Here is a 24,986-nt window from a genome sequence, read left to right as displayed (position 1 = left end):
CCTTTATCACCACCTGTCTTTGCGAAGTCACGCTCGCAGGTGTGCAGCACCATAAGCGCCCAGACGCGCTCACATGTCAGCCTCGTATTTGTGCGGCTTGGCGTGTGATGGTCGATAAAGGACTTCTTTGCGTCTGGAGTATTTTCGAGCCGAACCTCCAACTCAGACTGTTTGCCATGGGTTCCAAACACACTATCGAAGGGCCGCCGACCAGTGCGGCGCCTCTTTACCTTGCTTCTTCCTGCTCCGCGGATGACGCGCTGTCGTCTGACGGTGGGGCGACCAAGCGTGAAGTAACGCTTGGCGGCTTCTCGCGTAACGTGCGCCGTCAGCTTGACGTAAGTATGTTGCCTCCTGCTTGCGCGACTGAAACTATGTCGGTCAATCGGACTCGCGAGCCGACGACATCCGACCGTATCGTTCGGCTCCCCGAACTGCTCGCTATCCTCCAGATCAGCCGCACGACAGCATATGCGTGGCAAAAGGCAGGTCTCTTGCCGCATTCCGTTGCGCTCGGCCCGCGAGCGCGCGGCTGGAAGCTGTCGGACATCGAGCATTTCCTTGCGTCGCTCGGCACGGAGGCGAAATGAGCGACCAGGCGAAAACCGACGCGCTCGAGGCAGCATTGCCGGGCGATCTCGATTCGGTACTGGAGCCGCGTACCAGCGATTACTCGGAACAGCCGGAAAGCACAGGTGTAGCTCAAGTTGTCCAGTCGCCTGCTTTCGCAGTGATCGCGACTGCATACGATCTGCACGGTCGCGAACCGCGTCGCGTGATCGAGTTCGAGCACGCGGCCGGCCACCGCGTCCGCCGCTTGCTGCCGGAAGGTGTTTTCACGTCGGCAACCCGGGCACGAACGGCACTAATCAAGGCCGGTGTGTCGCTCGGCAGCGCTACCGCCGATTCGTTGACAGTCTTTGATGTTGCGATGACGCGCCCGGACGGGATTGGAATGTACGGGATTCCGTGCGGCTGGTCGCACGGTCAGGATGCCGGGCCGATCTATCGCTTCGGTGATAAGGCCTACTCGTCGTCTGGCCCGATCCCCGTTTACGTCGAAGGCCCCGTACCTGCCGGTATGCAAACCGACGATCTTGCACTGCTGAAGAAGGTGTTGACGACCGATCTTTCGTCGTGCTCGGTCATTCTTGTGGCTGTACACCTCGCAAGTCTGCTTGTGCCACTACTCGGTTGTGATCCTATTGCGATTGTTGCATCGGGCGTCGCCGAGTCGGACGAAGCGTATATCCGTTCGCTCGCGGATTCCGCGTTCGGTACAAAAACAGGCACTTGGCCTGCGCGCTTGCATGCGAGTGATAGCACGCTTGTTCAGCTCTCTACGGCCAAGTCGCGCAAGCAGGCGTTCCAACAGGTCCGCCAGTTTTCCGATGTGGCCTCGCGCACCGATCGTCGCATCGAGAAATTCGAATTGACGCCGGTACCGGTCACTCTCGTTGTGACTGGCGAACCGGATATTCCGCGGAGTCTCGCCTCACCTTCTCCGCCGACCGGCAGTATTGAGATTCCCTTTGATAAACCGCAGATGACTGTCATCGAGCGTGTGACGCAATCGGCTCCGGTCGCGATCCAACACTTCGGTGCCGTTGTTGCCAAGACGTTCATCGATGCAGTTCTGCGCGATCCGGGGACCGTTATTCGTAACGCTGACAGTAAGATGCCGAAATTCACTAGCCGCTATCTCGGGACGATGAAGGGCGACCCCAGTGAAGACGTCGTTCGTATTGCTGCGTCCACCTTCGCCTTGCTTCGCTACGCGCTTACGTGCGGGCGCCAGTTCGGCGTCGTTCCTTGGGAAGGCAAAGCGGTCCATGCGGTGATGGATGCCTGTGTGACGCGTTGGTCTGAACGTCATCGTGATCGAAAGCTGGCGTTCGAACGTCACGTGATCAATGCTGTAAAGAAGCTGACCGATCCGGGCATGGAGAATCAGCGCGTGAAGACGATTGACCGCGAGGTCATGTTCGAGACCGTAAAGGACCGGGAACTCATGCTGATCGAGCCCCGGACGTTCGACATGTACATCGTCGCTCACTTTGATAAAACCCGTGTCCTCGATGTGCTCCGCAAGCGTCGACTGCTCGTGACGAATGGTGACGGCGCCCAATACCAGAAGCGCATCGACGGCGGGCGGGCTCGCTTCTACGCCGTCGACTTCGCCCACCTCCGGACGTTGTAGGCGAGAAGTGCAGGCGGCTTTGCGGTTCGCTTGCGCTTCTCGGTTCGCCTTCAATCCATACCGCGACGGTGTCGCGTATTCGATGCGACGCTGCCCCGATTCTTCCTGCCCCATGAAATCTACGCATCGGAAATCGCATACGAAACGGCCCATCGAGATGCAGCGCGCACTCGACGCGATCACGAGAGCGGTGTCAGGGTTCGACCGCTTGACTTGCTGGATCGACCATCCCGCGCCTGAGATTCCGGTCCCTCGCGTGCAGCGGTACTGCGGCGAGGTGACGATCACGAACTGCTATTCGCTGCCATTTCATCCGGCCTGGCAGACGCAGGTCATGCTTTTCCAGCCGAGCCGGCAGGCACTGATCGAATTGCAACATGCGTTCAAGTCGCGTCACCGTATCCGTATGGGCTACGCCGAGCTGGCGCTCGATTGGCTGGTTGCTGACCACGATGCCGCTGACGTGTTCTACAGCTTCATCTTGAAGCATATGCGCGTGCCGTACCTCCGTCACGCCGTCACGTTCGAAGAAGGAACCGCCTATTTCGCGCCGCGCGCTACGGACGACTTGTCGAAGAGTGCTCGCAACGTCGCGCTCTATGCTGATCGGCCTAGCAAGTTGTGGTCGGCGCGTCAGGACCGCTCCCCGTGCTGCCATCTTGAGCATCGATTCCAAGGTGTCGACACGCTGGCGCAGCGCGGACTGCTGAGCTTGGAAGACTGCATCCGTTTCGACCATCGGGCGTATTGGGCCGAGCATCTGAGGCTGTTCCGGCTGCCGTCGAAAGTCGAGCTCGGCCGCTGGCTCAACCCGGACAGTATCGACGTGTCGGACACGGCACTTGCGAAACGCGCCGATCGATTTCTCGGTCGCTACAGCTACGGCGATACCTTTGTGTTGCAGGATTGCTGGCGCGGGAATCCGAGCATCGCGAATGTGTTGACGCCGATCGACAATGCGCCGTTTCTCGTAGCGTGACGCCGTGACAGCGTGACTGGAAGCAGTTGGAGGCAATGATATATCTCCCAAATCTTCATCTCTTTCTCTTTCCCTCACTTCCATATTCAAATCCACTTCTATCGATACGTCATGGCGTTTTTCGCGTCTTCGCGCCTGATTTCCCGTGATTTTCGAAGAGAAAATTCACAACCTCCAGACCAAAATCAGCGTACCGATGCGTGTCACGTCGTCACGTGTCACAGGTAAATGATCGTGAAAAATTTCCAATTCACTGCCGAGCAACTTGCGATCGTCAATACGAAAATTCCGCGCGTATTCGTGTCCGCCTGCGCCGGTAGCGGCAAAACGTATACGTTGAATGCGCGCGTGCGTCGTCAGCTTGATCGTGGTGTGCTCGCCAAGAAAATTCTCGTGCTGTGTTTCTCGAACACGGCTGTCGACGAATTGAAGAAGCGCCTGCCTGATGCTGTTACGGTGCGGACGTTCCACTCGTTTTCGTTGGACCTCGTGCGGAGAACTGCCGGTAGCAGCGCCCCGCGCCCCGTGCTGCTGTCACCGCAACGTAGCATCGCGTTGCTTGAGAGAACGCTGCTGGCATGCCCGAATGCATGCCGAGCCGTGCGAGAAAAGACGGGTGTTGCGTTGCGCACAGATTTCGAAACGAGGCGATTGGCCGTGTTCTTCAAGCGCTGCAACGGTAGTGATGACGTGGCGCGGCGCCTCGCGGGCGAAGCAGAGTCTGGTTTTTCTGACTATGCCGACGTGCTCGTGGAGCTGCGTTTGATCCGGATCGCGTATGAAAAGCGTGTCGAGCGTGGGGGTGCGATCGACTATCCGGCCATGCTGCGTCGTGCCTGTTTGGCTATCGCGAATGCTTCGCTGCCGCACACGCATGTCCTCGTGGACGAGGCACAGGACATGGATGCCGCGCAAATGCAGCTTCTCGCTGGTTTGGCAAAGCGTGTGCGAAACCTGATGGTTTTCGGCGACCCGAATCAAGCCGTGTACGGCTTTATTGGCGGCAAAGCGCACGACCTGCGCGAAGTGATTCGTGACGTTGTGACGCTGCCGCTTTCTCGCTCGTTCCGACTCACGCACGAAAACGCCGCACTGGCAAACGCGATACTGGGGCAGGGCAAGGATCGTACCGTTGGCGACCGTCACGGCGTCACACCGTCACTGATAAAGTGCGGTTCCGTGATCGAGCAAGAAGACGAAGTGGTGAAGTTGATTGGAAGGTTGAAGGAAGACGGTATACCCGGTAATTGTATTGCAATCCTTAGTCGGACGAAGGCGCCGCTGCGAGCGGTCGAGCAGGCACTGCTTGCCGCTGGTTACGAAACAGATTCGACGTATAGCCCGCGGTTACCCGAGCACGTCGATCGTGCTCTGGACATGCTGTCGCTGGTCCAGGCATGCGTTGTTACGGCGAAGGCCGGGCGGAAGCCGCAGCGGCTCTGGAGAACTCGCCGTCTTTGCGAGATCATCGGAGGGGATGTACGGCAGGCTGTTGTCAACGGCTGTCTGCGCATGTTGATAAAGGCAGCGCGCATCCCATCGTTCGAAGGCCGCTACGTCATGGCGACGCGAATTTATCTGCGTCTGGCGAGAGCCGTAGGCGATATGCCGAAAAATCTCGCAAGTGAACTGGGGCGCTGGCAAGCTACTAGCCGAAGGTTCCGGACGGTCCGAGCGTTTCGCGAGCGTATCGAGGCCCTGCGGATGCAAGCACCCGTCGTCACGTCAACGATTCACGGCGCGAAAGGCGGGGAATGGGACCACGTCATAGTGCTTGGTGTCACGGAAGGCTCGATTCCGTTCTATCGCGAGATCAAACGCGGTGAAATCGAGGAAGAGCGCAGGCTCTTCTATGTCGCGGTTACGCGGGCGCGTAAACAACTGCGTCTGCTCCATGCGCCGTTCTACCACGGTCCGTCGCGACAAAAGTTTGTCGAACCGTCTCGGTTTGTCGATCGTCGTGTGAGAGCGACGTTGTCTTGCAGTGAGGCGTTGGTTGCGACTGCAACGAGCGGTAGCCACCTGGGGCGGGCGTGATTCGGCTCTCGCCTGGACGTGCCCACTCGATGTTCGTGAGTACGTCCAAGCTAAGCGATCGGCATTTAACTGGCTGATCTGTTCAAGCCTTCAGGCGGTCTGATGAAGCAATTGATAGACATCCCCGTGCGCGAGAAAAACGCCGAATATGAACAGGAAGGCTACGAAAAACGCGCTGCCGATTCCACCGAATTTTTCCGTCCGCAGAGCCAGCCACACCCAGACACCGCGGTTACCTTCTCTGGCATTTGAAAGGGAGACGTAAAAAACGAACCGAAGGAAGGCGAAGATCGCGCAGGTGATGACGCATACAAATGCAAGCATATCGAACAACATCCACTGGACATAATCGTTGCGCAGAGAAGTAAAGAACTTCACCGCGGCATTCAAGACCGTGCCGACATTCAATGGCTTATCTGCAAGAAGGCTCTGCGCATACACGATTACATCTGGGCTAATTGCTGCCCGCGCCTTAATCGTAAGCCAGAAGCACCCAGTCGAAACGATCGCCGGAAAAACGGCCTGCAACCACCAGTCGCTCGTGTTGAATCGTCCAGTCAAACATGCCAGCAGCGCAGCGGTGATGCAGCACATCGCAACTGTTGTATTAAAGAAATACAACGTTCCCGCGATCTGAGGAAGGAAGGCCGCAAACAGAAACAGCACGACCACCATTGCGAGACCGGCTAGAAATATCACCGCACCTCCGTCATCGTTTGACGATGAGCGAGCTCCGTGATAGTGGTGATGGTGGTGAACGCTCTGCTTTTCGGATGAGCGTTGGCGATATTCATCGATCTCGCGCTTGACATCTCGAGGCGTACTGTCGGCGTTATCCGGTCCCGGACGTTTCCCGAGCGCATTGAAAATCACGCCGAAGAGCACACCAAGCAAGGGGCCAACTAAATAGGCCTCGAAATGAGAATTCCCCAAGACTTCCAGCAGTTTGTCGAGCATGCAGTGGTTCCTTGTGTCGAGATGCGTCATCGCTAGGCCAGAGAGAAAGCCCAGTTCAAATCCGTATGTCGGCATTCATCAGAGGAAACTTTAGCCGAAGCTCGAGATATCGGTTGCAGGTAGCGAAGCGCAACCTAGCGCTTCGCTACCTTCGGTCCGTGTGAGTGCCCCGTAGACTTGTCCGGCTGGCTCAGCTAATCCAGCCAGCCAAGATGCTGGTGCCAGTAACTGCGCCCAGGAACAATCCGACGCATTGCGGGCCGACCGCCCAGCACATCCTCGCCCAAATCGCATCGGAGATTCCACCGGTCGTCACAATGATGTCCGGTCGGAAGATTTTCCGTACGCCGTCGCCCAGCCTCACACCGATGTAGCCAAGCCACGCACCACCGAACCAAAGAAACAGAAACTTGAGAGCAGGATGGCTTGGATGCTGAGGCATGTACACACCCGTCGCCAAGAGCGCGATAAATAGCGCGACAATGATCCATGCTGCTGTTCCCAACTTGCTTCTACGAATCGGGGAGGCAGTTTGGGTTTGGGTAGTCGTGGCGCTGCCCGTCTGGTCTCCAGAAGTATTCATTGAAAGCCCCTTTGCAGTTTTGAATTGATGCCCGCTGTCGACGCGACGCAGGGCGACTGTTTCATGAAGTTCCGCTTCGTTCATGCTGGTCTACCGTCAGCCAGCGGCCGGAAGTGTATCGTAAACATGTTGCTTATAAGATTCATTTAATAGTAGTTTATAAGACGTGGTTCTAAAGGCGTCAGAACAGCATGCTGTACGCCATGAGTACGAAACCGAGAACCCGTGATCGGCGTAACGCCGTGGCGACTGCTATCGGCAAGCGAGTGAAGGCGTGCCGGATCGAGGCCGAGAAGTCTCAAGAAGAGTTGGCATACGAGGCATGTCTCGATCGGACCCGCGTCAGTGCCATCGAACGTGGTATTGGTAATCCCACGGTAGAGACGTTGGCGACCATTTGCTACGTGCTTGGGATCACGCTCTCGGACCTATTCGAGCCACTGAAAATGGCGCTTAAACCGACTGGCGAACACCGGGGCGAAGCACCGCAGCCGAGACGCCGCCCTTTGCGGTAATGGCTGCGGCTCTCTTCTGTCACCTATGTTGATCGGCGCTTGTCATGGAGCATCACCGTATTCATCTCGATCGGCGATGATCACGGTGACGCGCACCGTCTCTCCGAGTCGATCGTCGTAGTGCGCGGCGAGAACAGAAGCGGCATCGCCCGTGGTCATCTCGCAAACGGCGTAGGCAGCCGCCGCGACTTCCCGCAATCGAAGGGTTGCCGCACCTGAAACCATCAAGAGCAACCCAGCCGCCATTGAGAGTCGTGCAGAGCCGATATCGTCTATCGCCTGTTGCGTTGCGCCCTTGATACGGTCGGGGCCACTTCCTTCGCCGACACCGATCACTGCGCCGGTCGCACCGCTGAACGCTTCGCGCACGTCGAGAAAATCGCTCCCTGTCGGCATCCTCCATTTCTGCGACGGCGACCGCGCCCCGTGCATCGCCATCAGGTAGACGTCGACCAGACAATGCAGAACGGAAGGGTGAGGAGATTCGGGAACAAACACGACAGCGTCGGCGCAGCGCGCGAGGTCCGTCGCGACAGCTCGAACAAGATTGCCTGGAGGCATTGGTGGTTGAGCCAGCAGCGCAACGACGCGCGCACCAGCCGCTCGTGCGGCTTCGCTGACAACCGCCGAGACTCGCAGCGCATCTGGTTCGCCTGTGGCCGCAATGACGATTACGGCGCTGGCCCCCTCGAACGGCACGTGACCGACAACGACTTGCCCGCCGTCGGACAAAGCCCCGTTCGTTGCTGCGACCTGCTGGAATGTGATGCCGTCATCGACACCGAGTCGGTAGTAGAGGCCAGCGACCAATCCGCCCCCAACTTCTCCTACGCCGACAATATGGACCGGCGAGTGGCCGTGCCCGTGGTCGATTGAACGCCGCGCGGGCCATCTCTCGAATTGGATTCCGTCCGTTGTAGTGCACTTCTGTATGGTGATTGCAGACATTTTTCTGTTTCCCCGGATGGCCGTAGGCACGTACCCTTGGTCTGTTTGTACGGTTAACATATCAAATAATGAATGGTTTGGGCGATGGTATTTGCTGCGTTGAGGCGGCATCCTCTCGGTCATGAAAGCACTCGCCCCGCCCACTGAAGAACGCAACCCCATCACCGTCGCCGTCGGAAAGAGGCTCAAGGAAGTCCGTCGCCAGGCTGGGAAGAGTCAGGAAGACCTTGCCCATGAGGCGTCGGTTGGCCGAGCCGCGATCAGTTCGATCGAGTCGGGTGTGACGAACCCAACGGTGCTGACGCTGGCGGCGTTGTGCGGGCCGCTCGGTATCTCGCTCGCGGAGTTGTTCGCGCCGCTGACCATGACACTGGAAGACCTAGATACGCGACGCATCAATGTCGCCAAGCCGCCCAAGATCGAACGCTCGCGGTTGCGCTGACTGTTACGCTACGGCGGCTTCGCTTTCCGGACCGCTGTGGTCGCGGATGACCGGATCGACATCGCGCCGGTGAGCACGACTTTCCGTTGATCGAACCCGGTGACGTACTGCGCATGCCCGTCAAACCTGCGGTGGCCCGTTGGTACCGGTGTCAGCCGCGCGTTGTAAGCCGCCAGAACAGGTTCAGCTTCGGCAGAGTCGACCACCAGCAACGTCTGTCCGTTGAAGGTCCGACCGCTTCTTCGCACTTCAATGCCAACAGCAACGACGGCATGGAGGGATGCCCGGTGCAACGGTCGAAACGTCAGGATCACCGGCCGACCACGCGACACTTCTTGTTCGCTGAACCGGAATACGTCCGCGTGCACCCCCTCGAAAACCGTCGGACGCAACCCGCAGTCCAAATCTCGAATCAGCGCTTGCAGTTCTTCGAGCGAAATGCCCGTGAGGTAAAACGGCTGTGCGCGATTCCAGAATTCCGCTTCCGGGCCACGACGACGCGACGACAAGCGCGACGGATCGGACAAACAACCCACCATCGCTAGCGCAAGTGCCGCTGCATGTAGCCCGCAGCCGCTGTCCCAGCAACTTTGGAAGCTGAAGGCCGGGTTGTTCGAGCCAGCAATCGTGAGGCGTCGACCTGACTGAAGAGCCGAGTGGAGTCTTTGCATGACGACTTCCATCGGATCAGTATTCACTCGGGAGCATGATGATCGTCGCTCGGCGATCTGCCTCTGTGACGATCCAAACCCGCTCACGACTGTCGCCAAGTTCGTATGCAGACAGCAGGCGAGTTCGATTCATCACGGCGAGATCATTCGAGCGAGCATCGGCCGCGCAGACGACACCCCAGTCACCCCGCAAATGGCGTCGCAATAGTTCATCGGCGTTGGTGCCGGTTCGATCGAGCAGATCAATCGCGCCCGGCGCAGCAAGGACGCGTCCAAGTGGAAACAGACATTCGAGATTAAGGACCAACATGATTAGGTATCCAGAATAATGAAGGCGAGCGAAGGCACCGAACTGATGTCCGGGAACAAGCTCAAGGGTGAAATAGACTGAAACGCGAGGCGATACAGGGGCGTTTCAGGGGAGCGCGGTGCGATGAAGAGGATCCGCGGGAGCCGCTGAAGGCGCGATGCCCAGGCAGAGCCGGAAAACGTGCAGGCAACCGTGAGGCAGGGAGGCAAAACTAGGGATTTTTGCTAAAAATCGACGAAAAACACCCTAGAGCGCCCCTTCGGCAGGGAAAATGTAACACAATCCGGCCAAAATCGATAAAAGGGATCGATCACTGCTCGGCAAAACGGTAATTTTTGCCGTTCCGGATAATCGGTCTTGCACCGGATGCTCCCCCGATACCACAAATGACCCTGCGCCCCGTTTTCCGGCCCGCCAATGGCTTCGATTTGCCCAGATAGGGAATTGGCATAGGAACGGGCGTGCGACGGAGCTACGGCCCGGATTTTCGAATGAAATACAATTGTAATATTTGCCGTGTCTCAGCCGTCGTCGGATTGGTCCGTTTCGGGGGCGCAAAATCGCAATTTTGCTCAATTTTTGAGCAAGCCAGGCTGTTTCAGGTATTTTGTAATCCCAAATACAGGCCGACGCACTCGTAACCTGCCTCAACCGAGCGCAAAACTGATTGAACGAGGTCGGATATTGCTTTCCGGTCCGATCAAATTCATTCATACGACGCCGAATCAAGGTTCCGACGACTTAACTGCCTCATAACGACGCTTTCGCCTCGTTTTTTCCAGAGTAATCTGCGACAGGTACTGACATTGAGCGCACCAGTTGCCGGCTGACGAAACCTGCCGGGGCCTCGCCCACCATCGATGACCGCGCGCGCACTCCCATTCGAGCTTCGAATTGTTGTCGACATAGTGCTCAGATACGCACATGCCGCCCCGGTCCGCGGCAATCGATCGCATCAATTCGATGCCCTGCCGCTGCCTGTCTTCGGTACGGCATGTCGGACACCAGTGCCCCTTCAAGATTTCCGTACCCCACGCCATCCACTCGTGTCCCCGGTCGCACTGAAATGGGTAACGAGCCTGAATACGTTGATACCGGGATGCGAGACATCTGCCGCCGTGTTCGAGCGCCTTCGCTTGCAGTTTCGCAAGTCCGTCCGGCATTCGCTTACGATCGGAAGAGCATTCTTGGCACCACGCCTTACGCAAGACGTCGTAACCTGCGGCCTCCCATTCATGTCCCGCACCGCATCTGAACCGATATTTCGCCATCCGGCCGTCGTAGACGGTCGACAGGCATTCGCCGCCGCGCTCTCGCGCACGATCCTGTATCGGTTTCAGCCCACCTTGATATCGACGACGCTCAGCTCGTCGTTCGGTTGAACACTTTGCACACCAATGACCGGACAAGATCGATGCAGCCGTGGCCTCAAACTTATGGCCTGCAGCACAGACGAAACGGTAATTCGCCCGTTTTCCACGATACTGTTTACTTAGACACCGACCACCTGCTTGGTGGGCGACGTCATGAAAACGAATCAGAGTCTTTTTAATCCAGCACTGATGGCATATTAATGGCCCGCCACGTCCGCGCACCCGGAGCATAAAACTTGCCCCGGACATCGACGAAACGTGTTTGTCCACGCAACGGAATCGATACTGATGATGTACGGTATGCCACTTGCGGTCGAGTAATACAAAACCCGCGTCCGCAAGGTAAGCCCGAAGCATTTTGAAACGTTCGTCGCGGGTTGTCACTGAAACGGGCTCTCACTACTAACTATAACTGGAAAAGAGGCGCATCCGGCATCTGTCCATTGCCGGATAACGAGAGCTAGATATCGTAGTTCAACATTCGGGTTAAAACGTACAAGTCGCACGCATTGCCAACGCCGGTAGTACAACCTGACTCGCCATCCTTCGGAACAAGTCGTTCTCTGTCGCTCAGACCTCGATATACGACATCGACTGTGACGCCACCAGCTTCGATGGCGTTGGACATGCGCTCTGACAGATGTCGTCACTTAACGTCGACTGTCGGCCATCGGGTCCGTGACTCAAATGAAGTGGGCCGTCGCACACGATCACACCGATTGTCCTGCAGACCGGACGCCACACCGGATCGGGCTCGCACGGCTGCTCACGGTCCACAATCCGGCATGTAAATCCGAGCTAAGTCGATCATCGAGGTGACACTAGTCTCCAACCTGCGTAGCGGTGCTGCCAATCAACATGCAACCGCATTCGGTGTGGTGACCATGTAGCGCAACACGCTCGCCGCCAATTGTCAACGTTGGATGTGCTTCAATGATCTTGTTAATGCCGTGCGCTTTGCCATCGGGATATTTCTCTGGGCAGTCAACGAGATCATGCAGACGAGCAATCGCCTTACCTCCAATCGTATGGATATCCGAGCCGCTGATCACACGCCCCCCATGCGATGTCATATCTCCGACCACGATGATAGCTAGTGCCATTTTGCACCTCGACAAAGTTGAGAACGAGTTTCTGCATGTTTTCTGGACAGAGGTGCGCGTGCATCAATCACCTTCTTGATTGGATTCCTCTTCGGGATAAGACGGGTAGGTGCTTGCTATCCTACCTTTGATGTAGGCTATGCGGCCGTTATATGCTTTCATCAAGCAAGCGTTATCACTACAGGAATTCCGTACTGTCTTGATCCAGTTGATTTGATTCAGTCTCACTGGGTCTTGGTATGAAATTTCTTTTGAATTGGTCAGCATCATCGCAACGTAGCCACGATTGACGGTCGCATCGAGTTTAATCAGATCTGGATTCTTGCATATAAGGTGTTCGACATTCGTTGTGGCTTTACTGCAGTCGAAACTTTGCTCCGCATTTGCTGGCGCATGGGTCTGACGCGCGAAGGCGTACGCCCAAGAACCGTCAAGCAACACCATCTCGTCCTGCGATCGATAGATCATCGCGGATCGGAGGCCCGAGCAGAGCGGTGCGTCGACATCACCCAGAATATAGGTATCAGTCAGCGCCGCGCCTTTCGCATGGAACTTCGCGCTCAGAAAGGCATTGAATTTGTCTCTGGAACCGAACGAGTGAGAGATGACCGGGTCGACATAGAAGTTCATCTTCTTGTCGATCTTTACGTTGCAACTGTGCCCGGTGTAATGAAGTGCAAACGCACTGTCATCGAAAGTGAGAAAAGCCGCGGTCTGGGGATTGACCGGAAAGGGCAACTGGTGTGTGTCATGTCCCTGTTCGAACTGCGCTGCACCTATCATTCGATATATTTCCTCGGCCGAAGCATGCGCCGGCCCAAAGACCACCGACATCAAGAGGAGTAAGCTCAGTGTGAGTTTCTTCATGAAAAAAGACATCGTTCGTTTAATGGTTGGAATTGTAAGTGCCTAGACAAAACATGTCGTGCTCTCGTTCGCGGCGCGTCTTGTTTTCGATATCCAGGAATTCGACAGGTGCTCCAGTGTAGTCACCGTTGTTCAGTTTACGGCACAGACTTGGCGCTTTGCTCAGACTACCCATGTTAAAGGCGAGCGAGACCAGCGCATCGTACTCGTGCTGGTAGAGGGGTACGTTGATCGCATTCTTGACACGACCTTCGATCACTGCGACATCGTTGTCAAAAAGTGTCTGAGCCTCAGCAACGGTTATCTTGCTCGACATCGCAGTGTACCCGTTCGCCGCACAACTGCTTTCCGCAATCAGGTGGCCCCAGCCAACCGTGCAGTAGCCCTTACTGTCGTTGTAATAGTAAGTATTTGCCTTCGCAGTGTCATAGTGCACCCCCTCCCACCCCTTGATAAATGCCTTGCCTTGATCCGAAATCTTCAATTGCGCTATCGGGATCCGTTGACCAGTAGGCTTGAGGGGAGGGGCATCGAGAAATGTCGCCTTGTAGCCCTCCTGCAGAATCGCAAGCGAATCGATCAGGTCGCCGCGGCGCTGGAACGGAGCGCCCAACGAAGATCCGTTCAGTTTAGAGTGGGGATCGAATCCGAGAGCGCCCGAATACGTCTCGAAATGGAGCATCGACACATTTTCGCTTCCGACGACATGCAGCGGGGTACCGTTCCCCTTCAACAGTACTCCGCTGTTAGCAAGAACTTGCCCCTGGCTTACTGTGTCTCCGATTTTCACCTTTGTGGACGATGGGTCGACTTCGCCGTACAAAGCGATAAACTCCCGGCCATCAGAGGTCTTGTGATGAATACTGATCTGCCAGGTTTGGCAATAGAAAAATTCGCACTTGATAACGACGCCCGGTGCAATCGCTACGATCGGAGTGTGTGCCTGCACGTATAGATCGCGGGCTGCATGCTTCCGGCCGCCAGCGCGATTCGCACCAAATCTTGCTTGATCATGACCGCCGCCATGTAAAGGTTTGGTCCATGTATAGTCCGCCGACGTCGTCCCGTATACGCCCCCGTCGTCATTTAGCGGGCGGGTTTGTATCGGGAAAATTATAGGTGCAGCGCCCTGACGAGGTACCGAAGTCGGTGCTCCGCTATCGTTGTTCGGATGATCGTTCTGCGGCGGGCTACCCGGCGGGTTTGGTTTCTTTGGCGTCGGCTCATCGGATTTCCGAGTCTCGACAGGGGGGACCTTCAACTTTTGACCTACCACGATGAGGTCTGATTTCAGTCTGTTCACCTTCTTGAGCAAATCAACGCTCGTATGATATTTCTTCGCGATTGTCGTCAGATTGTCGTGCGACTTGACAAGGTAAGTGCCGCGCCAGTAATCGCCTTTCGCCGTATCGTCGACCTTGGTCGGCAACTCATGCTTGGTCTTCGGACTCGTCAGATTGAAGTAGGCCTGGGACAGAGACGCGTTCAAACGCGCGACTTCCTTCATCGTATCGCTAGTCCAACGCTTCACATGTACGGATAGCGCGGTACCCATTTGAACCGAGAACCGGATGGCACCCTCCGCATTTGTCGATGCGGCGTGATAGACCTGATTCGCGCGGTCTTCCATACCCTTGATCTCGATTTTCAAATCCTGGATCGGTCGGCCAAAGTGATCCTTGAAATAGACCGTTACGGCGGACAGAGGATCAGTGTTGGTATTCGGGGCGGTCATGATTTTTTCGGATTGGCTCGAATGGCGTTCAGGCGCTGTGATTGACGTAATGGTCCGGATCGTCTGGAGTAGCTTCGCCGGAATCGCTGGACGATGGGGCTACCGATTCGACTAGCCAGGACCCTTGAGTGCCGACGAGTATCTGGAGGGTCTCGGGTTGGTCGGTCGTCAAGCGTGGCGTGCGGCCATGCTCATCGAGAGTACCCTGAGCGACCACCTCACCATTCTCCCGTCGCGCCGTATATTCGACCTCGCCGAATTCTCTTTGCCAGTAGATATCATAGACATCGAGTCGGTTGCTGAATGCTTTGGGCATGTCAAAACCGGGTACGACGACAGGTAGCGACTTCGGGCCCGGCAGCGCATGGTTGCCTGCATAGGCGGTCCATTGTGCGGGCGTACCATGCTCGATTCCTGCACCGCTGATTCGGATATAGCTACCGCGCGCGTTGAGCAGGATTTCCTCGGCCGCGGTGATCTCGATCCGACGCTTTGCGCTGATCAGTTTCAGAACCTGATCGGCGATTATTTCGACATTATCCGACTGCGCCTGGATTTCTACCTTACCCTTTGCTGCGAATAGCTTCATCCCCGCATTCTTAACGAACAGGCTGACTTTTTCTGCCACGCTTGCGATCAACGATTTCCCTGCAGCCAGATGCGTGCTTTCACCGCTGACGATATTTACATGCTGGTCAGCCGTGATCTGCGTCGACTGTTGCGTTGACGTCGCGATACCGGCCGGGCTCGCGAACAACATGATCGGGGCCTTGAAACCGTTCGCACTGCCGGTACCGCCACCGGCGGTGCGACCCCCGGTAGAAGTGCCGGCGACACTTGCCTGCGTCGCGTCGGTAAATGCACGCAACGCATCATAGCCTGCGCTGAGACTCTCAGCGCGATGCCCTGCACTTGCGTCAGAAAGCGACTGGACAACGCTTTCCGCATTGACGAGCTGGCTGGTCGCATGACGCGCATCCATGGGCTGTTTGACCGATGCGTCGTAGCTTGAGACGAAAAGCCCCTGCGCCGCACGAATTGCGCCGTGAGCGTCAGATTTCAAATCGAAACCGCTGCCGAGATAGGGGCCGCGGGTGTTACCGTCCTGATCGATGAGATAGCCGAGATGGAGAAGCGTGTTCGAACTGCTGCTGAACAGCCGAACACGATTCTGCGCGGTAGCGTCGTCCAGGACCATCTCGTTGTAGCCAGCGCCTGCATACTCTTTCGATCGGTAGCCCGACAGGATGCCATTGCTGTGCCATTGCGGCTGAACGCTCCCGTTGTAAACGCGATGCAGCACGATGGGCCTGTCACAGTCCCCTCCGACATAGCCGACCAGCACTTCTTCTCCGACTCTCGGAACGTGTACGCTGCCGTAACCCCCGCCCGTATCCGACTGCGCGACTCTCACCCAGCACGAGGCATTCGCGGCCCCCGAACTTTGGCGGTCCCAAACGAACATGACCTTGACGCGGTTTAATGCGTCCGTATACACCTCTTCGTCCTGCGGCCCGACGACGATCGCTGTCTCCAACTCCATCGTCGGCTTCTTGTGTTCGAACGGACTCCGATACGGAACTGTGACACGCTGCGCCTCGACTTCGACCAGATAAAAACCGGCCGAGCCATCTTCATGAGTGACGATCTCACCCGATTGCTCAAACTTTGCCTGTGCTAGTTCGCTCTGCAAGCTATATGGGAAGCTCGCTTCGTGATTTGATAGCGGCAGATTGTTTTCGACGTACCGACGCACTTTGATCGATGCGAATTCTCGGTGCCCGGCTTGATCACGATCGTGCTCAGGATGGCCAGTCAGTACGAAACGGCGGCCGGCATCAATAGCCCGGACGCCCCCCATACCAAGAAATCTCTTCGCTCTCGATTCCCATTCCTCTAGATGAATCTTTGACAGATGTTCACCGCGATCCCGGTTCAGATACGTGTAGGCGCCGGTATATTCGTAGACTTCCGTCTGTTCCGGCAAATTTCCTTGACCGGCCATCGTCGGCAGCGTCGTACCTTTCGGGTTGGCAATAGACGATGGGGCCTTGTAGTCAAACGTACGTGTCGTATGGACGGTACTCTGCAATGTCCGCGAGCCTGCCCATTGCGTAAAAGCATCCGTTTCGCCAGTCGCACCCGACTTGGAGAACTCGACTGGATTGGGAGATACCTCATCAAGCGAGTAAATGTCATCGGTCACGATGAGCCTGTGTGACTTCCCCTCGTTGTCCTGGCGCCAAAAACCGAATAAGCCTTCTTCTTCCATCAATCTATGGACAAAATTCCAATCGGTCTCACTCTGACGGCAGTACGAGCGCGAGGGTAACGTCTTCAGCAAGGCGAATTCGAATTGTCCCCGCGCTTGTGGATGCGCATTGAATACATCGGTGAGGATGGCGTCAACGCTCTGGTCCTGCCAGTACCGCATATCGCTGCGGAATTTGAGGAAATGCATCCATGAGGCGAAAGTCAGTTGGTAGCTTGAAAGGCTTCCGTCAGCACCAAGTCTGCGAGCTGTATGAATGTATCCGTTTATCGGTAAATAAGACTTGTTCGCTTGCTGCAACCATAGGGTCATCGGCTGAGCAATCAACGTTTTCAGCTCAATATCGCCTGCTGTGGATACCATGTCGAGCGTGACACTGAAGTCACGGCCAAGCTCGGAATAAGTCACAGCCCGACGCGGGACAAGCGCGTTCTCCGGCAGCGATGGGATGCTCGTCTTGAGCAGGCGATCTTGCTGGATCAGGCCGCCACGAATTGCCTGAGCCACTTCGGTCATGTTCATGCGTTATCCATCTTCTTGTTTTTGCAGGCTCAACGGCCTACGCTCTCACGGGAACGGCTTCCCGTTATGTCGCCGCAATTTTAGCGATACCGACAGGCCTTGAGAATGTATCTTGACCGTGAAAACAACAATATGATCTGACAAAAATTCATACCCTCGTCTGCGAGAGGCTAGGCTCAATGCGCGTAGCGTCGCTATTTATTACGCATTCGATACAATTGTCTTTCATATACATTGCCAAATCGCTGGTGTAGTCGAGTGTCCGTGCAATCATGATTCCGGCGGCCGCACCGGACAGATTGCGATGAGTTGAACGTCAGCCCTACCTCTGCTCACAACGCACCGAACCTTTGCTACCCCTTGTAACCGAGCTTTTGTGGTTTCTTCATTTCGACTTGGATAGGTTGTCCTCGACCCGCCACACTGGGCTTATTCAAATATATCGAGGCCGTACTTGGCGAGCGCTTCAGTGACCTTTTCGCGCTCAATCGACTTGCGCTCAGCAAACTCCTTCAGGAGTTGCCAGAACTGCTTGCTTTTCACGACGTGCCGACCTTTCGCAGCGGCGAGCACAAGCGCCTCTAGGTGCTTTGACGGTGTTTCAGAGTCCATAAGCGCGTAGCGCATATGGTTCGCGAACTCATCGGCCTCATTCTCGGACGACGAAAATCGATAGAGGTACAACATTCGATCGATGGCTGCCGGTGGAGCGGTGAACCACATGGGCGCAAAAATGTCGCTGGAATCCGCTTTCTCTATACGCACTTCAGCCGCAGCAGTCAGCGGCAGAGACTCTCCGAACAAATCTCCGAAATTGTCCATGTGAGTGGCCGGGACATTTTCGACGAAGGTCGCGAGTCGAAGTTGCTCCGTGGCACCGAGGTACGGCCAGACAGCCGAACCATCAGCCGTTCCGAAAAATGCAGCCGCGCGCTCCATGTCGTCGTCACTTAGGAGGGTCGGCATTAACTTGCCAAGCAGCTCAGAGACCAATCGCTTCCACGATTCGGGATGGATCTCCGAGATAGCTGCGAGTGCCCTTGTTGCCTTCTTTCGATTTTCGTAGGGGCTGGATTCGCGCAACAAGCGCTTCAACAACAGATCGAGGTAGCTTCGCAGCAGAGAGACGCGTGGCTTGGCGAGCGGACCCGCTCGAAGAAAGGCAACGACGTCTTCGTGTTTTGCAGGAAAAAAGTTTGAGTCGAGTTCGGCCACGAGCCGCTCAAGAGCCTTTTTACCCTGTGCAGCGGGTTGCGATAGGACGTATCGAGCTGCGTTGACAATATGAAGGCGTGCTAGCTCGGGAGTTGCCATAAAGACTTCTGTATCGGACACTAGCGAAGGGTGTGCGCATCGGTTACGATCGGCTGCCAACCGTTCGAGATCGATGAATTCGATCGGGGAGATGAACTCGAAGTTATCTCGCGCCAAATGTAGCAGCTCCTTTTCAAAGGCGAGGGCTGACCTCAGATCTCCGTCGCTACGAGCACGATCGAACTTAATGATGACTTCTTGAGCCATTGCGTCTCCCGAGGCCGCTACTTCGCGGATCTTGTCTACAAGATCGAATGCGACCGCGATCCAGCATGAGACGACGGCAGAACGGTAGGCGCCCGCCTTGTAACATTGAACCGATTCCTGAATGTATTTTCTCGAACGAGGGTCGGGGCACTCGGCGACGAGTTCGTCAAGGTCTTTCAACATCAGACATACCTCTCGTTGTAGATTAGCTCAGAGTTATCGATTGTCTAAATGCGCGGACGCGTCGGCATTGTAAATGCCGACGCGTCGACTGAAGTTCCGCACCGCTTGGCTAATTGATTTCCCGTTCGGATGACGCCGGGGCCATGAAAATAGCATCCTAGCGAATCAACGGGGCACACGTTTCACGCCAATGGCCGATATTGTGCTCACAGCCGCCACGTCCTCTTGGTATGTGAAGGACCGGCATGGGTCCGGTTCAGCCAACGGCATCATGCGGCAGTCGGCCACGAAGGGCCGTTCAAGATTTCCTGCCGAACGTCGGCTACTGAGCGCCCATCAGTCCTGCGCGCGAACGCGAGGATTGCCCGCGATGGGTCGGCGGAAGACAAGCGAGCCGCCAATCAAAGGAGCTCGCGTGCATTACGAAAAGTATTTTGCATCGCGTTTGTTGAACGCTGGCCGCGTACCTTCCAGAACATCTACGATCTTTCGATTGATCTCCGGCTCCTCGATGGAACCACTGAGATAGGTAACCTCGTTTCCTCGATCCTTTCGAATTTCGGCAGAGATGATTTGCTCGGCATCACACACGACCGCCAAATTCGGGTTGTGCGTAACCATAATCACCTGTCGGCGCAGCTTTGCTTCTTTGATGCAAGGCACGAGTGTTCGGTAGACCGTATGATTGTCCAAGTTCTCTTCCGGTTGATCGATGACGAGCGGGATGTCGTCTCGGTCAATCAGTAGATAGAAGATCAGCAAAAGGTTCCCTCTTTCTCCGGGAGAAAGTTGCTCGAGTGTCTTGCCATCCCAACGAAGGCTATACACCGGTTCCAGGTACCCGAGACTGAACACGAAGTCGTACAGTTCCTCGGGCGTGACGCTCTGCGCAAGTTGCGCTTTTAACTCGAGACGAGCATTGTTTCTTCCTGGGCGCTGATCTTCCCGCAATGCTCGCATCAGGCGCTGTACAAACTTCATCGTGGCCCGGGGTGAGTCGAAGTTTGTGCTAGTCAGCATTAGTTTGAGACGTTCCGCTCCGTCCTCCACTCCTGAGAATGTGCCTACACGTCGCTGGCTGACGAATTTCAGGAATTTCGATGCGAAGCGTTCTTCCGCGATTGCCACGTTGAACGTTAGTTTAATCTGCCCGCGCCGCGCGAGCGGATGTTCCGCCAAGAACTTCTGAACGGCCCCATAGTACCGCGCGTAGTCATCGCGAAGTTTCTGCTTCTCACGGTAGATCTCGCAGGCCTTTTGCATGCGAGCACGACGCAAGGTAATCCCCCCGTTTTCCACGGGGTTCAGAAGTAGAAACTAAGCGGCCATGGCCAGCCGCTGCTTCGGCGTAAATCCGCCCAGGGCCATGTTCGGGCGGTCGTGATTGTAAGTCCACATCCAGTCGGTCGCGAAGCGCTGCACGTGGTCCAAGTCTTCCCAGTGGTACTGCGACAGCCATTCGTATCGCACGGTCCGGTTGAATCGCTCGACATACGCATTCTGCTGGGGCTTCCCCGGCTGGATGTAGTCGAGCTTGATGTCGTACTGCCGGGCCCATTCGGTGATCGCTGCACTTAGGTACTCGGGGCCGTTGTCACACCGAATCGCTTTCGGCCTGCCACGCCAACGGATGATCTGCCGTAGCGCACGGATCACCCGCTCCGACGGCAAGGAGAAGTCGATCTCAATTCCGAGCGCTTCGCGGTTGAAGTCGTCGATCACGTTGAACAGCCGGATGCTGCGCCCATCGGCCAGTTGGTCGTGCATGAAGTCCATCGACCAGACCTGGTTGACGGCAGACGGTACCGCCAGCGGCTCAGGTACCTGTCTGACCAGCCGCTTGCGCGGCTTGATCCGCAGGTTCAACTCCAGCTCGCGATAGATCCGGTACACCCGCTTGTGATTCCAGCCGAAGCCCTTCACGTTGCGCAGGTACAGGAAGCACAACCCGAAGCCCCAGTTCCGGTGGTTGTCGGTCAGACGCAGCAGCCAGTTCGCAATCTCGTCGTTCTCGGCATCGCGCACGTTGGCGTACCGATAGCAAGTCTGGCTGATCCCGAACGCCTCACATGCCAGCCGGATCGACACGCCTCGACTGGACACCGCATGCTTGGCCATCTCGCGCCGGCGAGATGGCCTCAGTCCTTTTTTGCGAGTGCCTCCGCGACGATCTCTGCCTTGATCTTCTCCTCGACGTACATCTTGCGCAGCCGGGCATTCTCAGCCTCCAGTTCCTTCATCCGTGCGATCAGCGACACATCCATGCCACCATATTTCGAGCGCCATTTGTAGAACGTCGCCGTGCTGATGCCCAGTTCCCGGCACAGGTCCGGTACCGCCAGCCCCGCCTCCACGCGCTTGAGCGCATCCATGATCTGGCTGTCCGTGAATCTCGACTTCTTCATTCTGTAGAACTCCCTCAACGAGAAAATTCTACTTCTGATCCCGCCGGTTCTGCGGGGGGATTACCACCCTACTAGAGCGTTTCCGCCAAGCGAAATCCCATCGCATAGATCGCGCCCGGATACCATCCGTGCCGGCGCCGGCATCGCGCGAGGTCGCCGAACCGCGTGAAGCTTCCGCCCCTCGCAACGCGATAGGTGCCGCAGATGCGCAGAAGATCGTCATCAATCGTTTCGCCACCCGGATAGACAGCGTAGTCGTCGGCCGTGTATTCCTCTACGTTGCCGCCCATGTCGTCGATCCCAGCGGCGCTTCGTCCTCGCGGATACATGCCGACCGGGCTTGTGAACAACGGCCCGTCCTCGGCAGTATTCGCGCACGCCGGATCAAACTCGTCGCCCCACGGATACTCGCGCCGTCCGCCGTCCGACGCGGCGTACTCCCATTCAGCTTCGGTTGGCAGCCGAAACCGCCGCCCGGTCCGCTCGTTCAGCCACGCCGCATACGCGTCGGCGGCGGCCGGCGGAACAGTCCAGACGGGATGATTGGCGAACCACGCCGGATACATGCCAAACTGCCATGAAGTCGGCAGAAGGTCGCTGTGCGTCGCCTCGAGAAACGCGCGATATTCGGCGTTTGTCACCGGAAACCGCGCCAGCGCAAACGGCGCGACGTCGCACTCATACTCAGGACACTCCTTCAGGATCCATTCCCGCTGCACGCCGTGATGCGCCCATTGCGCCACCACCCGCTCGACCTCGTGCCGGCTCAACCCGAGCGTCACCCGCCCGCCGGCCAGCCGGATCATCTGTGGTCGTTCGACCGATATGCGCGGATCGCCGCGCAGCCCGAGCATCAGCCCCGCTGCGAAGCGGCGTTGGCGATCCGCCGAGATCGACTCCAGCACTTCGATCAGTTGCACCGCATCGCATTCGACCAGATCCTCATGCGCAGACAGCAGGTTACGGCCGAGTCGGTCGTGGAATCGGCCGGGCAAACCCATCGCGGTCCGCGGATCAAGCAAGTTCGGATTGCGCATGCGACTCGCCCTGCACAATTTCAGCAGCAACATCCAATTCGTATACGTGTCCGTCGTACGAACTCATCAGGAACGTGCCGGTCGCTGGTCCGTTGCAGATCGACGAAATGCCAGATGTCGTCGGGCGTACCGTCGCGACCCAGCGCGCGTCGATCACATCGAACACCGCAACGACGCCGGAATAGGAACCACTCGCGATGTAGCGCCCGTCGCGCGACGTAGCCACGCACTTGATCGAATGTTCATGTGGCGTATCAAGCGCTTCCACGTGCTGCTCCCGCCAGATGCGCATCTTTCGGTCCCGGCTTACACTCACGAAGCGACGGTCCGGCAACGGCGCGGCGCCGTTCGCGATCCGGTCGTGTGCGTCGTCAACCCGGCCAATCTCATCAAGGGTATCGACCGAGAACCACGCGGCGCCCCGGTCGGCGCACACTGAGAAAATGACACCGTCGGATACCGCGACAGACTTGACGGCGTTCGTATGGAGCCGCAGGATCCCGACCAGCACGGCCCCGCTGTCCTGCGCCATCCTGAATACGAGGCCTTCACCGGTATAGGTCCCGATTAGTGCATGCGCATGCCCGTCGCGCGTGAACGCGACGCCGCAATTGAGTGGCGAATGATGCTGATAGAGCACTCTGCCTGTCAGCGCGTTCATCACCTGCCCCAATTGGCCGCCGGTGAGGATGTGTCCATCGGTTGGCGTGATGAAGTTGCACAGGCTGCCGAGATGCGTAACCGGTTGGCCATCGATCGCGAACACACCGCTGTCGCCGACCGTCAGCCGGTGCCCGTCGTGCAGCGCGACCGCGTTAACGCCAGCCGTCGGTCCGACGCGGGTTAGGTCCCAGCTACCGGTGTCGATGTGATACACCGCATAGGAGTTGCCAAACGTCGCGAATGCCAGTGTGGCGCGGTCGATGAACGCGCACGAGCGGGCCCAGATCTCTGCGGGCAGTAACGCCGTGGCGATCTTGTCGAGCGTCTCGCCGACGTGCCATACACACAGTGTGCGGTCATAGCTGAGACTGACGAGCAGCTTCGCACGCGAGTTGTACACTAGACGCTTGATACCCGCCGCATGTGCGCGGATCGTCTCGACGCGACCGCTGCGGATTACTACGATATTGCCCTCGTCGTTGCCCGCGTAAATACCGCCCGCTGCGTCGATCGCGATCGTGTCTGTTTCGACGCCGCCCACGTCGACGTCGGTCACTAGTTCGCCGGTGTCGAGCGACCAGCGTTTGACGGTGCCGTCGTCGCTCGACGAAATCAGGTAGTCGCCGCACGACGACCACACGACCGAGATTACGTCGGCGCGATGGCCATTGAAGCAGCGCACCAGATTGCCGGTTAGGTTGTAGACCATGATCCGCTGATCGCGCGATGCGGTCGCGATTAGTTCGCGATCCGGGTGGAACACTGCCATCTCCACGTCGTCGACGTGATCGGACAGCACCGCGTGCAGTTTCATATCGGGAAGCATCCATACCCGTGCGGTGTGGTCGCTCGACGCGCTAACGAGATATCGGCCGTCCGGACTGAACTCGACCTGGTTCGCCAAATGGTCGTGCAACCCGCGGCCCAGCGCGCGCTGGGTAAGCGCGTCCCATAGGATCACCTGGTTGTCGTAGCCGGCCGTCGCGACGAAGCGTCCGCCGAATGCGGCTACGCCGCTGATGGGAGAGCGATGCGCGATCATCTGATCACCTCCGGATTGTCCATGCTTATTGTGTGGTGCGCGACCCGCACCTTCGCTTCCAGATAGCGCCGATTGTGCTCGGCGACGAATACACCCGTCGGTATCCGCTCAGCGACGATGATGCCCGCCGCCTCGAGCTGCGCCTGCTTGTCGGGGTTGTTGCTCAACAAGCGGATCCGTGACACGGACAGGGCCACGAGCATCGCCGCCGCACTCCCGTACTCGCGTTCGTCGTCGCGAAAGCCGAGCAGTCGGTTCGCTTCGAACGTGTCATGCCCGTCGTCCTGAAGACGATACGCGGCAAGTTTCTGGTACAGGCCGATTCCCCGCCCTTCCTGCCTCAGATACAACAGGTAGCCGCCCGCGTCGTGCAGACACTGGATCGCCTCATTCAGTTGAGGGCCGCAGTCGCACCGGATCGATCGGAGCACGTCACCGGTCACGCATTCTGAATGCACACGAACCAGCGGGCACAGCGGATCGGGCGAACCCAGCACCAATGCGAAATGTTCGAGCCTATCGTGGAGCCCCGAAAAGCTCACGATCTTGCCGGACGAGACGCCGCCGCCCGGCAACTCGAGCGGCAGCGTCACCATCGACCTGATGGTTGCGGATTTCTTC

The 24,986-nt window shown here is 57.2% G+C and carries 21 protein-coding genes; 6 read left to right on the top strand and 15 right to left on the bottom strand.

From position 1 onward, the window contains the following. Positions 1-107: 107 nt before the first annotated feature. The 4 genes from HWX76_RS33965 (at position 108) to HWX76_RS33950 (ending at position 5,216) form a co-directional block, all read left to right on the top strand. The gene (locus HWX76_RS33965; RefSeq protein ID WP_176016992.1) at positions 108-590 is read left to right on the top strand and encodes an AlpA family phage regulatory protein; all 483 of its coding nucleotides are present in this window, start codon (positions 108-110) and stop codon (positions 588-590) included. After that, positions 587-2,200: a hypothetical protein gene (locus HWX76_RS33960; protein WP_176016991.1), complete on the top strand. Its 1,614-nt coding sequence runs from the start codon at positions 587-589 to the stop codon at positions 2,198-2,200. Before HWX76_RS33965 ends, HWX76_RS33960 begins: the two co-directional genes overlap by 4 nt. A gap of 112 nt (positions 2,201-2,312) precedes the next feature. After that, complete coding sequence (locus HWX76_RS33955; RefSeq protein ID WP_176016990.1) at positions 2,313-3,179, top strand: hypothetical protein; 867 nt, start codon at positions 2,313-2,315, stop codon at positions 3,177-3,179. 228 nt (positions 3,180-3,407) lie between these two features. Further along, entirely contained in the window at positions 3,408-5,216 is a 1,809-nt protein-coding gene (locus HWX76_RS33950) for an ATP-dependent helicase (protein ID WP_176016989.1), read from the top strand. 90 nt (positions 5,217-5,306) lie between these two features. Here the strand turns inward: HWX76_RS33950 and HWX76_RS33945 are convergent, their stop codons facing one another. Both HWX76_RS33945 and HWX76_RS33940 read right to left on the bottom strand, forming a co-directional pair. Beyond that, positions 5,307-6,173 (bottom strand): hypothetical protein, encoded by an 867-nt coding sequence (locus tag HWX76_RS33945; protein WP_244138066.1) that lies wholly within the window; start codon positions 6,171-6,173, stop codon positions 5,307-5,309. Positions 6,174-6,363: 190 nt separating this feature from the next. Further along, complete coding sequence (locus HWX76_RS33940; RefSeq protein WP_176016988.1) at positions 6,364-6,840, bottom strand: hypothetical protein; 477 nt, start codon at positions 6,838-6,840, stop codon at positions 6,364-6,366. Positions 6,841-6,947: 107 nt separating this feature from the next. Between HWX76_RS33940 and HWX76_RS33935 the strand changes: the two genes are divergently transcribed. After that, positions 6,948-7,271 carry a helix-turn-helix transcriptional regulator gene (locus HWX76_RS33935; protein WP_176016987.1) on the top strand — a complete coding sequence of 108 codons (324 nt, stop codon included), beginning with the start codon at positions 6,948-6,950 and terminating at the stop codon, positions 7,269-7,271. Positions 7,272-7,313: 42 nt separating this feature from the next. Here HWX76_RS33935 and HWX76_RS33930 read toward each other — a convergent pair whose 3' ends face one another. Beyond that, positions 7,314-8,219, bottom strand: a complete 906-nt coding sequence (locus HWX76_RS33930) for a hypothetical protein (protein WP_176016986.1) — start codon at positions 8,217-8,219, stop codon at positions 7,314-7,316. A gap of 121 nt (positions 8,220-8,340) precedes the next feature. On the opposite strand from HWX76_RS33930, the gene HWX76_RS33925 reads away from it, so the two are divergent. Beyond that, a complete protein-coding gene (locus HWX76_RS33925; RefSeq protein WP_176016985.1) occupies positions 8,341-8,661 on the top strand; it encodes a helix-turn-helix transcriptional regulator in 321 nt (106 codons plus the stop codon). Between the two features lie 8 nt (positions 8,662-8,669). Here HWX76_RS33925 and HWX76_RS33920 read toward each other — a convergent pair whose 3' ends face one another. The 12 genes from HWX76_RS33920 to ribA all read right to left on the bottom strand — a co-directional run bounded on the left by HWX76_RS33920 (position 8,670) and on the right by ribA (position 24,961). Beyond that, positions 8,670-9,332: a hypothetical protein gene (locus HWX76_RS33920; RefSeq protein ID WP_244138065.1), complete on the bottom strand. Its 663-nt coding sequence runs from the start codon at positions 9,330-9,332 to the stop codon at positions 8,670-8,672. Positions 9,333-9,348: 16 nt separating this feature from the next. Then, complete coding sequence (locus tag HWX76_RS33915) at positions 9,349-9,642, bottom strand: hypothetical protein (RefSeq protein ID WP_176016983.1); 294 nt, start codon at positions 9,640-9,642, stop codon at positions 9,349-9,351. Between the two features lie 2,194 nt (positions 9,643-11,836). Then, positions 11,837-12,118: a PAAR domain-containing protein gene (locus tag HWX76_RS33910; protein WP_124631867.1), complete on the bottom strand. Its 282-nt coding sequence runs from the start codon at positions 12,116-12,118 to the stop codon at positions 11,837-11,839. Between the two features lie 63 nt (positions 12,119-12,181). Continuing rightward, complete coding sequence (locus HWX76_RS33905) at positions 12,182-12,985, bottom strand: hypothetical protein (protein ID WP_244138064.1); 804 nt, start codon at positions 12,983-12,985, stop codon at positions 12,182-12,184. Positions 12,986-13,004: 19 nt separating this feature from the next. Then, on the bottom strand, positions 13,005-14,720 hold the full coding sequence (locus HWX76_RS33900; protein WP_176016981.1) for a LysM peptidoglycan-binding domain-containing protein: 1,716 nt from the start codon (positions 14,718-14,720) through the stop codon (positions 13,005-13,007). Between the two features lie 28 nt (positions 14,721-14,748). Next, positions 14,749-17,514, bottom strand: a complete 2,766-nt coding sequence (locus HWX76_RS33895) for a type VI secretion system Vgr family protein (RefSeq protein ID WP_176016980.1) — start codon at positions 17,512-17,514, stop codon at positions 14,749-14,751. 429 nt (positions 17,515-17,943) lie between these two features. Beyond that, on the bottom strand, positions 17,944-19,218 hold the full coding sequence (locus HWX76_RS33890) for a hypothetical protein (RefSeq protein ID WP_176016979.1): 1,275 nt from the start codon (positions 19,216-19,218) through the stop codon (positions 17,944-17,946). A gap of 420 nt (positions 19,219-19,638) precedes the next feature. Beyond that, positions 19,639-20,481: an AAA family ATPase gene (locus tag HWX76_RS33885; protein WP_176016978.1), complete on the bottom strand. Its 843-nt coding sequence runs from the start codon at positions 20,479-20,481 to the stop codon at positions 19,639-19,641. Between the two features lie 54 nt (positions 20,482-20,535). After that, positions 20,536-21,623, bottom strand: a protein-coding gene (locus HWX76_RS33880) for an IS3 family transposase (protein ID WP_085962303.1) whose coding sequence is annotated in 2 segments (ribosomal slippage) — positions 20,536-21,362 and positions 21,362-21,623 — 1,089 coding nt in all. Because the reading frame shifts where the segments join, the coding sequence is not laid out codon by codon here. A 71-nt stretch (positions 21,624-21,694) separates the two neighbouring features. After that, complete coding sequence (locus HWX76_RS33875; RefSeq protein WP_124631583.1) at positions 21,695-22,660, bottom strand: SUMF1/EgtB/PvdO family nonheme iron enzyme; 966 nt, start codon at positions 22,658-22,660, stop codon at positions 21,695-21,697. Further along, positions 22,638-24,365 (bottom strand): WD40 repeat domain-containing protein, encoded by a 1,728-nt coding sequence (locus tag HWX76_RS33870; RefSeq protein WP_176016977.1) that lies wholly within the window; start codon positions 24,363-24,365, stop codon positions 22,638-22,640. Before HWX76_RS33870 ends, HWX76_RS33875 begins: the two co-directional genes overlap by 23 nt. Continuing rightward, positions 24,362-24,961 carry a GTP cyclohydrolase II RibA gene (gene ribA, locus HWX76_RS33865; RefSeq protein ID WP_239468995.1) on the bottom strand — a complete coding sequence of 200 codons (600 nt, stop codon included), beginning with the start codon at positions 24,959-24,961 and terminating at the stop codon, positions 24,362-24,364. Before ribA ends, HWX76_RS33870 begins: the two co-directional genes overlap by 4 nt. Between the last annotated feature and the right edge of the window lie 25 nt (positions 24,962-24,986).

The sequence above is a fragment of the Burkholderia sp. BCC0398 genome (assembly GCF_902833245.1).
GTDB classification, from domain to species: domain Bacteria; phylum Pseudomonadota; class Gammaproteobacteria; order Burkholderiales; family Burkholderiaceae; genus Burkholderia; species Burkholderia sola.
This window is presented reverse-complemented; position numbering and strand designations above follow the sequence as displayed.